The sequence below is a fragment of the Geomonas sp. Red276 genome, assembly GCF_054784495.1.
The window spans coordinates 53,702-64,809 of record NZ_BLXW01000026.1 but is presented as its reverse complement, the minus strand read 5'-3'; the positions used below and the strand labels follow the sequence as shown (position 1 = coordinate 64,809).

Genomic DNA, 11,108 nt, shown 5'->3' with positions numbered 1-11,108 from the left:
CTGATCGCTAAGTGGAAAATGAGGTTGGCGACGGTTGCAGCCAAACTGGAAAATTAGGCTGGCGACGGGGGTGGAAAATTCGGTTGGCGACAACCCCCTTCAAACTGGCAAATTACCATGGCGCTCGACATAAGCAAAGGCAGGACCTTATTTGTTAATGTGAGTCCTCACTTAAGCAAAAAATGGTCTGCCTTTGCTTAAACACCCTCAAATATAACAAAAACCACCTTCTCCCCCCGCTCAAAAAACCGATTCGGGTCGTGATTTCTCCTTCAAAATTTATTTGGCAAGCCCGCCGACGTCATGACGTCCCGCGTTTAACCGCTAGAGCGTTGTCGTTAATTATTGATGTCGAACTTTTAGTTCAAGGAGCCGTCAAACCGAGGTCGGGACCTGGCTATTTTGCAGCAACTGGGATGCAAGGGGTTTAACGGCGCCGTAGGTTAACTTATGCATGACCGTCATTAGCTTAAATGCCATCTGCGATTAGAAAACCGACGGGTACTTTAGCTTAACTACGACGCCGTTTAGCTTAGGTAGCGCTCGATTTTAGTTATGTAAGGGTGCAGTTGGCTTAAAGTCAGGTCACGCGGGGCCGGGTGCGGCCAGGTGTCGGGGACGTAGTGGCGACTCAAAGAAAGGTTGTAGCGTCTGTGGAGGTTAGTGAGGGGATCGTGATGAGGGAAGGGGTAGAGGAGGGGCGCCCGGGGGGCGCCCCTAATCCCTGGTTAGGCGGCGTTCTTGATGGTGATCACTTCGTTGGACTTCTCGACCCAGATGACACCGCAGGAGGTGCACTCGAAGAGGTCCTTGGCATAACCGTCGGAGTGGATGTCGATTTCGATGTTCTTGTGGCTGTTACAATTCGGGCAACGCATGGTCAAATCTCCTTGTTCGCACATTAGTGATGGTGACACTATATAGAACACTTTGGATACACGCAAGTGCCTTTTTCCTGAAAAAGTGACCTAAAACAACTGTTTACACAATCGCGTCGCCGCTTGCGGCGAGTCGAGATTTTAAAACATCGGCGAATCTGGCCGCTGGTCCAGATTGTCTTTTTGGTGTAACTTATTAATTTTATGCGCCAAAATAGTTTTAAAACAAAGGTATGTCGTTTTTGGCCGCTTTCGTTTTTCCTTACGTCAACGTCGAGAACTTTTTTCACTTTTTTTTTGTTGCCACCGGTCGAAAACATGTTTGATTTATAAAACAGAGGGGATGCTCCCCGACGGCTCCTTTTTTATGGTGGAAAAACCGCCGGGGAAATGATAATGGTTAATTCCATTTAATTTTGCTGGCTTTCACATGAGGGGGCGGTTGTGAAGGAAGCTCGTTTTTATGACAAGCTCGAAGGAGGGGACGTCCGCTGCCATCTGTGCCGCTTTCACTGCCTGATCACCCCGGGAAGGAGAGGGCACTGTCGGGTCCGGGAAAACCGGGACGGTGCGCTCTATACGCTGGTCTACGGACGGGTGGTCGCCGAACAGGTCGACCCCATCGAGAAGAAGCCGCTCTTCCACGTACTCCCCGGCAGCCGCTCGTATTCCATCGCCACTGTCGGTTGCAACTTCCGCTGCCTTCACTGCCAGAACTACGGGATATCGCAGCCGGAAGAGGATCGAGTTGCCTTCTCCGGTGAATTCGTTCCCCCCGAACAGGTGGTCGCCAGCGCCGTCGCCGCCGGTTGCCAATCCATCTCCTACACCTACACCGAGCCGACCATCTTCTTCGAATACGCCTACGACATCGCCGTCCAGGCGCATGCCGCCGGTCTCAAGAACATCTTCGTTACCAACGGCTACATCACCGACCAGGCCCTGGAGGCCATCGCCCCCTACCTCGACGCGGCCAACATCGACCTGAAAGGGTACAGCGAAAAGTTCTACCGCGAGGTGGTCGGTGCCACCTTGTCCGGCGTCCTCGACACCATCAGGAAATACAAGGAGTTGGGGATCTGGATCGAACTGACCACCCTGATCATACCCAACCGCAACGACTCCCCCGAGGAACTCCGCCAGATCGCCTCCTTCATTGCCGATGAAATAGGCGTCGGCACCCCCTGGCACGTCACGCAGTTCTATCCGACCTACCGGCTCCTGAACGAGCCCCGCACCCCGGTCGCGACCCTCAGGAACGCCCGCGACATAGGGCAGCAGGCCGGTCTTCGCTACGTCTACGAGGGGAACGTCCCCGGCGAGGGGGGAGAAAATACCTACTGCCCCTCCTGCCGGGCCCTCCTCATCAAGCGCTACGGCTACCTCATCGAAAAGAACCTGATATCCCACGGTAGTTGTTCCGGCTGCGGTTTCGAGCTGGACGGGATCTGGGGATAGGCCATGAACCGATTCCTTCTCCTGACGGCGGCCGCGGTATCTTCCGCGTACGCGGTTTGCCTCCGGAAAGAGCGGGTGAAATTGCAGGCCGATCTTCGCCGGGCGGTGTCGTCCACGGAGGAGGAGCGGGCCGGTCTCGTGGCCATGGTGGAGGCAATGCACGACGCCATCTCCATCCAGGACCCGGGATTGACGGTGATCTACCAGAACCGGGCTCACCAGGAGCTGATGGGAAACCACGTCGGGGAGCCGTGCTACCGGGCCTACCGTAACGAACCGGCTCCCTGTCCCGGCTGTCACCTGGTCGAGATCTTCCAGGACGGCCTCCCCCGGAAGGTGGAATTCAAAAGGCAGATCGGTGACGACACCCGCTTTTTCGAGATCCTCGGGTCCGCCTTGAAGGACGGCAGCGGTCAGGTCACCGCCGGGATCGAGGTCATCAGGGATATAAGCGACCGAAAGCTCGTCGAGCATATCGCCGCGGAGCAGGCGGCCCTTCTCCAGCACCTCATCGATACCATTCCCAACCCGGTGTACTACCAGGATGACGGCGGGCGCTTCATCTGGTGCAACTCCGCCTTCGCGCGGTGGGTTTCCCGCCCCCGCGAGCGCCTGATCGGGAGGAAGCTCTCCGAGGTCGTCCCCCTGAGCGTGAGCAACCCCCTGGAGGTAAGCCGCAGGGAAGGGGAGAGCGTTTCGGTCAGCGAGGTCTCCGTCACCCTGGAGGATGGCGAGGTCCGCGATGTCCTTTTCTGCCGTTCCTACTACCGGGACCAGTCCACCAACCGGGGAGGGATGGCCGGGGTCATCATCGACATCACCCAGCGAAAGCGCGCCGAAGAGGAGATCCGGGCGCTCAACGCGGCACTCTCCCAGCAAACCACCGAGCTGCAACAGGTGAACCGGGAACTGCAGGGCTTCAGCCACGCCATCTCCCATGATCTCCGCACCCCTCTCACCAGGATCTACAACTACGCCCAGATGCTCTTCGACTACCGTGACCGTCTGGACCCCAACGGGGTCTTCTACCTCAAATCGGTTAACGACGGCTGCGTCCAGGTCGAGGCGCTGCTCAACGCGCTGATGAACCTCTCCCGGGTGACCGACATGGAGATCTCGCGGGGGACGGTCGACATCAGCCAGCTTGCCTCCGAGAAGGTGAGGGACCTGCGCCAGAGCGATCCCGAGCGAAAGGTCGAGGTCCGCATTGCCCCCTCCTTGCGGGCTACCGGTGATATCCAACTCCTCGGGATCGCCATGGAGAACCTGATCCAGAACGCCTGGAAGTACACCTCCAAGGTCGACGACCCGGTCATCGAGATCGGCTCGGCGACTTCCGCCGATGGAGAATCCATCTTCTACGTCAAGGACAATGGAACCGGCTTCGACGCCGTACGTACCGACGATCTCTTCAAGCCGTTCAGGCGCCTCCATTCCTCCCAGGAGTACCCCGGCACCGGGCTCGGGCTGGCCACCGTCCGGCGCATCATCAGCCGCCACAACGGCCGCATCTGGGGCGAGGGGCACACCGGCGGCGGCGCGACCTTCTATTTCACCCTCCCGAGCTGAACTCCTTTCCCAAGTCTTCACCTCCCGGTTCCGCGTGGGCACGGGGGGCCACCCCACCTGTCTCCCGATTCTCCGTGAACGATACCCTCTCCCCCGATGGGGGGAAGGGAATACGAATAGGGGAGAGGGTGCCCGAAGGGGGGGTGAGGCCGGTTTTTCCCGCGGGCGCGACCGGGGCCCTCAAGTCCCGGGGGCGGAAACGGTTGCCGGTTGTCCACCATTCATGCTATACAACGAGTTTGGATCGCTGGACATTTCAATTATCGCGAGGGTCCCTTGAGAGCTTCACTTCTTCGCCGCTGCTGGGTCACCTTCTCCATATGGGTCGTCGGGAGCTACGCTTCCGGTCTCAACCGCTTCGCCATCAAGGGCGCCCGCAACATCCCGCGCTCCGGCGGCGTCATGATCGCGTCCAACCACATCTCCGCCTACGATACTATCTTTCTTCCCTGGGCCGTCGTGAGGGGGAACCCGCTGCAGATGATCTGGGCTCCCGCCAAGGAAGAGCTGTTCCAGAATCCCGTCAAGGGGTTCATCTACCGCTCCTGGGGCGCCTTTCCCGTCAAGCGGGGGAGGGATGTGCGGGCCGGAAAGGTCATCAACGATCTTTTAGCCGACCAGAAGGTGATGCTCTACCCGGAGGGGACCAGGCACCGTGACGGCGTTCTCGGCAAGGGGAACCGCGGGGCCGGCAAGATCATTTACGACACCAGGCCGCAGGTCATTCCCACCGCCCTGGCCGGTATCAATCACTGGCATTTCCCCTCGTTCGGGGCCCAGGGGAGTGTCACCTTCGGCGAAGCCATCGATTTCAGCGACCTGTACCAGCTTCCCGACTGCAAGGAGACACACCAGTTGATCATCGACCGCGTGATGGACGCCATCGCCGAATTGCTTAAGAAGGAAGGGGCCTACGTCAATGCTGGTTGAGATCTTTTCGGACGGAGCATGCAGCGGCAACCCCGGGGTAGGCGGGTGGGGAAGTATCCTTCGCTGTGCCGGGAAGGTGAAGGAACTATCCGGCGCCGACGGGGACACCACCAACAACAGGATGGAGATGACCGCCGCCATCGCCGCCCTGGAAGCGCTCACCCGGCCGTGCGAGGTGGTGCTGACCACCGATTCGCAGTACCTGGTGAAAGGGATGACCGAGTGGCTCCCCGGCTGGATCCGCAAGGGGTGGGTCAACAGCAAAAAGGAACCGGTGCTCAACCGGGACCTCTGGGAAAAACTGCTGGCACTCTCCAAGGTCCACAAGATCAAGTGGGCCTGGATTCGCGGCCATAACGGCCATGTGGAGAACGAACGCTGCGACGAACTGGCCCGCGGGGCCATCGAGACTTTCCGAAGGGAGAAGCTGCGGTAAAGGTGGGTAAGGGGGAACCCCATCCTCACCCTGTCCCTCCCCTTGAAGGGGAGGGTACCTGTTCCTCGCCCGCGTCCCCGGTATAAGGGCGGAAAATTTATGCTGGAGGATGTTTGGACTACTTCATCATCGAGGTGAGCGAAGAGGAGATCAAACGGGAGCGCGAAAAGGCGCGGGAGCTTCGCAAGAGCCAGTGGTGGAAGAACCGGATAGGCAAAGGGGTCTGTCATTGGTGCCGCCAGGGCTTCCATCCCTCCGATCTCTCGATGGATCACGTGGTCCCCGTGATACGGGGTGGCAAGAGCAGCAAGGGCAACGTGGTGCCGTGCTGCAAGGAATGCAACAACAAGAAGAAGCACATGCTTCCCATTGAGTGGGAAGAGTACCTGACCTCGTTGTCCGCCGAAGGCGAGAACTGATCAGGCCCGGCTTTTGTTCGGAGTTACCAAAGTGAATCAAAAGATAAAAGCGGTCATCTATGACTGTGACGGTGTGATGTTCGACTCCTTCGAAGCGAACTTCGCCTTTTACAACCAGATCATCGAGCGTTTCGGGAAGAGCCCCCTGGACCGGGACGATCACGAGGCTATGCGGATCCTCCATACCTACTGCAACAAGGACGTCCTCGAGTACCTCTTCGCCGGCGACGACCGGATGCCCGAGGTGCGGAAGTTTTCGGCCAGCATCGACTACCGCAAGCTCTTCCCCCTCATGGTGATGGAAGCCGGCCTCAAGGAAACGCTGGAGGCCTTGCGCGGCAAGGTCGAACTGGCAGTCTGCACCAACCGGGCGAGCTCGATGGATTACCTCCTGGAATCCTTCGGCCTCGACCGTTTTTTCAGCTGCGTCATGACGGCGGGGAAGGTCGCCAACCCCAAGCCGCATCCGGAGCCGCTCTTCAAGGTACTGGACCAGTACGGGCTGTCGCCGGCCGAGGCGCTTTTCGTCGGCGATTCCGACGTCGACCGCCGCGCGGCGGAAGGTGCCGGCGTCCCCTTCGTGGCCTACCGCGGGGATCTTCCCGGCCTGGCGCGAATCGATCATCACCTGGATCTTCTGCGGCTTTTGTAGGTTTTCTCCCGGGCCGCCAGGAGAACATTCGGCAGGTCGAGCATCACGAGGTGAAACATGGACCACACGGCAACCTCTGACTCTGACAAGCTTCTCCAGCGCGCCTTGGAAGCACTGGCCGCCGGGGAAACGACCTCCGCCCTCGCTTTCCTGGAGCGGGGCCTCAAAGGGGAGGAGAATCCTTCCTGGCTCTCCTACCTCGGGTACTGCATCGCCAAGGAGCGCGGCCAGGTGAGAAAGGGGGCCGCCTTCTGCGCCCAGTCGGTCCAGGCCGAGCCCGGCAATCCCGTCCACTATCTCAACCTCGCCAAGGTCCACCTCATTGCCGGCGACAAGGTCGAGGCCCTCACCGTCCTTCGTCAGGGGATGGGGGCGGGGGGAAGCCCGGAGATCCTCTCCCTGCTCGAGCTGCTCGGCAACCGCAAGCCCCCGGTCATCTCGTTTCTGTCACGGGACCACTTCCTCAACAAGCAACTCGGAAAGCTCCTCTCCCGTCTCCACCTGCGATGAAGGGAAATGCGGCCCTGGCAGCTCCCTTGGGGCTGCCTCGGTGCCGTTCCCCTTTTCCCCCCTCGATGTTCCCTTTTCCGCCTCTCCCTTTTTCCTGTGGGTTGCCTATCATCGATATCTGGTAATAATTAGACAGATACCGCAAAAAGCCTTATCCAGGGAGGCCCTACATGTCCGAAGAGTTCCGCAAACAAGGTTCCTTCAGCTGGTTCGAACTACGGACTACCGACGTGAGCGGCGCCGAGCGGTTCTACACCAGGCTCTTTGGCTGGAGCACCGAGCCGTGGACCGGCAAGGAGGGATACCGCCTCATCAAGGTGAACGGCCGCGAGGTGGGGGGCATCGTCGAGACCCCTTCGGTCGAGGCGCTCGGGACCAGCCGCTGGGGAATCTATGTCACCGTTACCGACGTCGACGCCACCGCCAGGAAGGCTCCCGAGCTGGGCGGCAAGGTACTGGTCGAGCCGACCGACATACCGAGGGTGGGGCGCTTCTGCGTGATAAGGGATCCTCAGGGGGCCATCATCACCGCCATCAGCTACACGCGAGGAGAGTGATCCCCCCTTTCTCCCGGAGATGAACCTCTCCTTCCTCACGATTACTTGAACCCATCCCCACCTTCCCGGTTGCATTGGGAGGCGCTGTTTTCTATACTGCGCGGCATGTCTTACTACCGCCTCATGTTGCCGGCCGCGCTCCTCCTTGTCCTTTTCTGCACCCTCCCCGCCTCGGGGAGCGGCGGCCGCGTGGCAGACGACGGCGCATCCCCCCTTGCCGTCCTCGACGTTTCCAACCTTTCCAGGCTGCTGGATTCCCTCCCTCCCGACGAGCGCGAGGAACAGCTGCGGGACTGGGCCCGCTACGGTCTCCAAAAGGTCCTCGTTCCCGGCACCCGCGAAGAAGTCCCCGTGCGCCATCCGGCCTTGACCGCCGAGCACCCGGGGGAGGTCGGCCGGTCGCGTCTTCTCAAGCTCTCCCGGCGGCGGTGGTGCCTGGTCGTCCCCCCTTTACTGCTGGAGGACCTGCCGGCCCTGGCCGGGGCGATCGATCGCGAGTACGGCCTCACCGGAACCCTCCCCTCCACCGTCGATATCTACAGTTACCGGTTCGACCAGGAGGCTGCCACCCTCGAGATCACCCCCTCCCGCTCCATCCCGATCGGCGACTTTTTCACCGCCCGGTACGGTTACCGCCGCTCGCGGGTCGATTCCCTCTCCGAACTGGCAGGTTTTCTCGCCCAGACCGACGACCTGGTGAGCTTCAGCTGGAAGAACGGGAAGCTGGCCCTGGGGGGGCGCAGGTACCGGCAGGCGAGGAGGGCGCTGAACCTCGACGACCTCGCCGCTCTCTACCAGGCCTACAACCCTCCGCCCCTCACTCCCGCCCTGCTGGAGGCGCGGGTCCACGCCCGGTACGACGATCTCGTCCGCAGGGACGCACGGTTGCAGGGGGTACTGGCCCGGGATCCCGCCAAGAAGAGGAAGGTGCTGGCCCGGATCAGGCGCGAGGTGAGGGGGGGCGCCACGGGCTCCCAGGTCGGGTTCTCTCTCGATCCGCAGGTCGATTATCTCAGCCTCGCCAGTGACATCCGCAAGGCGGAGACGGGGGAGATGGCCTTCCAGCACGGAGGTAACGAGGCGGTGGCCGGCTACCTGGCCGCCCGGCGGGGGGAGTTGGAAAACGTGGTGCGGCACCTGGCCCATCGTCACGACCTGCGGCCGCTTTTGGAACTGAGAAGGCGCTACGAGGCGTCGCGGGACCCGGTCGAACAGCGGCTGGGCGGCCTCCTCAGGATGCTGCAGGAAAGGCGGAGCTTCCAGTCGGCCCGCTACGACGGCAACCTGCAGGGGACCGGGGTGGGGATGGCCCTCTTCTACACCGACCTCCTCGCCAAGCTGTGGGCGCTCGACTACCAAAACAGCGCCCCCCGGGGTGCCGTCACCGGCTTTCGCAAGATGCAGGAGATCGCGGTCCCCAAGCTCAACTGGAACGACTTCATCCGTCTCTCCCAGACCAGGCTCTGGTTCGGTCTGCGCGGGGACGGGTTCGACATCTACGGAGACGATACCATCCTCTTCACCCCTTCCGTCACCCGCGTCTATGCGGCCTCCTCCGATCCCCTGGTACCCGGCAAGGAGAGCAAGGCCAACTACCAAAGCGCCGCGTTCCTCGGCTGGTGGGACCGGCATTACGAGGCGGTGGCCGCCTACGAGCCGTACTACCACAAGCTGGACCAGATCCAGAAGTGGAGCTGTGCGTTGATGGTGCTCAAGGAGAAGAAATCCCGCCAGCTCGCCTTTCTCTCCTCGTACCCGGTACGGCACGACCTCGATTTCGCCACCTGGAGCAGCCAGGAGCCGGTATTGGCCCGGCTGGGGATCACCTTCCTGGACGCCTCGGCGCTGGGGCAAAGGACGGAATCGCTGCCGCTTTTAAGCTCCGCTCCCTACCCGATGCTCGGCAAGAGCTTCACGCTGAGCGGAGGTGTCTCGCTGGCCGGCAGGGACACCATCCTGGCGAAGCTGCACCGCTCTCCTCACGGCGGCATGGGGGGGAGGTCAGGCGCCAGAGGTGGCCGGGAAGCCGGCCGCTCCCGGAGGGCGGTACCCTCCCGGGTGGCTGACGCGATTCCCCTGTCTGCCGGGGACGAGCCCCTAGCGGCGTCCCTTCCGGGTGATCCCCAGGGGGAAAAGGTTAGCACGCAGAGGGGGCACCCGGACCGGGTGCTCAGGGAGGCGAGGGCGAAGGAGCATGCACGAGAGGTGAGGATGGCGCGGATGGCGAGGCACGTCGGGCCTCCTCCGCCGGGGGGCTCTGCCATCCCCCGGGATGCCGCCGGGCCCGCCGTCCCCGGAGAGCCGGTTGAAGCGTCGACCGGCAAGGCGGGCGCTCCCACGGTCATCAAGCTTACCTGGCAGGCAGGTCCCGACGTGGCCCTGCATGAGCTGGTCGACTCCCTCGCCAGACGGCAGCAAACGCACCCTATCCACGGCGAGCGCTTGCTGGCCGAGGCCGAAGGGGTCCAGAAACTGGTTAGGGTGCGGGAAGGGGGGGCGTACCTGGTCAAGACCGAGACGGGGAGGGATCACTGGATGTACCTGGAGGTGAATCCGGCCAGCATGGAGGGGTTCACCGCCCGGGCTTCGGCGGCCCGGGCGGATGCCGATATCTTCTGCGCGAAGCTCGTGAGCGACCAGGTGGCGGCCAGGGTGGGGGCGGGGAAAAGGGCGGTTTCCGCCTCCGGCGGAAACGGCCTAAATCGATAGCGATCAGATGCCGAGGATGAGCGAGAGGCTGTGGAGGTCGTCCTGCTGCCTCCTCTCGCTCACCACCACCGTCTCCAGCAGGGTCGGGACGATCGCGTTGCAGCAAAGTCCCACCATCTTCCCCTTTTGTCCGGCCAGGAGGAGCTCAACGGCGGCGTGGCCGAGCCTGCTTCCGAGGAGACGGTCGAACACCGACGGGGCGCCTCCCCGCTGGTAGTGGCCGAGCACGGTGACCCTGGTCTCGAAGCCGATGACGTCCTTGATGGTGTCGGCGATGTTCTGGGCCTTGCCGGCCCCCTCGGCCAGGACGATGATGGCGTTACTGCGACCTTCCTCCCAGCGGTGCCTCAGCTGCTCGCAGAGATCGGCCAGATCGCACTCCACCTCGGGGACGATCGCGTACTCGGCCCCCGAGGCGATGGCGGAGGTGGCTGCGAGGTACCCGGAGTTTCTCCCCATCACCTCGATCACGAAGGCGCGGTCGTGGGAGCTCGCGGTGTCCTTGATGCAGTCGATGGCATAGAGGATGTTGTTGAGGGCGGTGTCCACGCCGAGGGCCATGTCGGTGAAGGGGATGTCGTTGTCGATGCTGGCCGGGATGCCGATCACCGGGACCCCCATCCGATGCAGCGCCAGCGCGCCGTTTAAGGAACCGTCCCCGCCGATGATGACCAGCCCGCCGATTCCCATCTCCTCGATGTGGCGAGCCGCCTTCTCCCTCCCCAGCGGGGTCCTGAACTCCTCGCTGCGCGCCGACTGCAGGAAGGTCCCTCCGCGGTGGAGGATCCCCGCCACGTCCTTCGTTCCCATCTCCAGGTAGTCCGGCTTCAAAAGCCCCGCGTATCCCTTACGGAAGCCGATGACTTCCACCCCGTGCCCGAGGGCCGTCCTGGTGACCGCCCTGATGGCCGCATTCATCCCCGAGCAGTCGCCGCCGCTGGTGAGAATCCCTATTTTCTTCATTCGTTACTCCGGATTTTCAGGTTTCAT

At 61.9% G+C, this 11,108-nt stretch carries 11 protein-coding genes; 9 read left to right on the top strand and 2 right to left on the bottom strand.

All coding sequences use genetic code 11. From position 1 onward, the window contains the following. Positions 1-728: 728 nt before the first annotated feature. On the bottom strand, positions 729-878 hold the full coding sequence (locus ACYVL5_RS16915; protein WP_250678218.1) for a hypothetical protein: 150 nt from the start codon (positions 876-878) through the stop codon (positions 729-731). A 444-nt stretch (positions 879-1,322) separates the two neighbouring features. Between ACYVL5_RS16915 and amrS the strand changes: the two genes are divergently transcribed. From amrS to ACYVL5_RS16870, 9 genes are all read left to right on the top strand, one after another. After that, complete coding sequence (gene amrS, locus ACYVL5_RS16910; RefSeq protein ID WP_460596747.1) at positions 1,323-2,336, top strand: AmmeMemoRadiSam system radical SAM enzyme; 1,014 nt, start codon at positions 1,323-1,325, stop codon at positions 2,334-2,336. Between the two features lie 3 nt (positions 2,337-2,339). Further along, on the top strand, positions 2,340-3,905 hold the full coding sequence (locus ACYVL5_RS16905) for a sensor histidine kinase (protein ID WP_460596746.1): 1,566 nt from the start codon (positions 2,340-2,342) through the stop codon (positions 3,903-3,905). Between the two features lie 276 nt (positions 3,906-4,181). Then, positions 4,182-4,835, top strand: a complete 654-nt coding sequence (locus ACYVL5_RS16900; protein WP_460596745.1) for a lysophospholipid acyltransferase family protein — start codon at positions 4,182-4,184, stop codon at positions 4,833-4,835. Continuing rightward, positions 4,825-5,271, top strand: a complete 447-nt coding sequence (gene rnhA / locus ACYVL5_RS16895; RefSeq protein WP_460596744.1) for a ribonuclease H family protein — start codon at positions 4,825-4,827, stop codon at positions 5,269-5,271. Before ACYVL5_RS16900 ends, rnhA begins: the two co-directional genes overlap by 11 nt. A 113-nt stretch (positions 5,272-5,384) precedes the next feature. After that, the gene (locus ACYVL5_RS16890; RefSeq protein ID WP_460596743.1) at positions 5,385-5,690 is read left to right on the top strand and encodes an HNH endonuclease; all 306 of its coding nucleotides are present in this window, start codon (positions 5,385-5,387) and stop codon (positions 5,688-5,690) included. Between the two features lie 31 nt (positions 5,691-5,721). Next, on the top strand, positions 5,722-6,342 hold the full coding sequence (locus tag ACYVL5_RS16885) for an HAD family hydrolase (RefSeq protein ID WP_460596742.1): 621 nt from the start codon (positions 5,722-5,724) through the stop codon (positions 6,340-6,342). Positions 6,343-6,399: 57 nt separating this feature from the next. Continuing rightward, complete coding sequence (locus ACYVL5_RS16880; protein WP_460596741.1) at positions 6,400-6,852, top strand: tetratricopeptide repeat protein; 453 nt, start codon at positions 6,400-6,402, stop codon at positions 6,850-6,852. A 170-nt stretch (positions 6,853-7,022) separates the two neighbouring features. Further along, on the top strand, positions 7,023-7,409 hold the full coding sequence (locus ACYVL5_RS16875; RefSeq protein ID WP_460596740.1) for a VOC family protein: 387 nt from the start codon (positions 7,023-7,025) through the stop codon (positions 7,407-7,409). 105 nt (positions 7,410-7,514) lie between these two features. Further along, on the top strand, positions 7,515-10,118 hold the full coding sequence (locus ACYVL5_RS16870) for a hypothetical protein (RefSeq protein ID WP_460596739.1): 2,604 nt from the start codon (positions 7,515-7,517) through the stop codon (positions 10,116-10,118). Positions 10,119-10,121: 3 nt separating this feature from the next. Here ACYVL5_RS16870 and pfkA read toward each other — a convergent pair whose 3' ends face one another. Next, positions 10,122-11,081, bottom strand: coding sequence for an ATP-dependent 6-phosphofructokinase (gene pfkA / locus ACYVL5_RS16865; protein WP_460596738.1), 960 nt, complete (start codon positions 11,079-11,081; stop codon positions 10,122-10,124). Positions 11,082-11,108 lie beyond the last annotated feature (27 nt).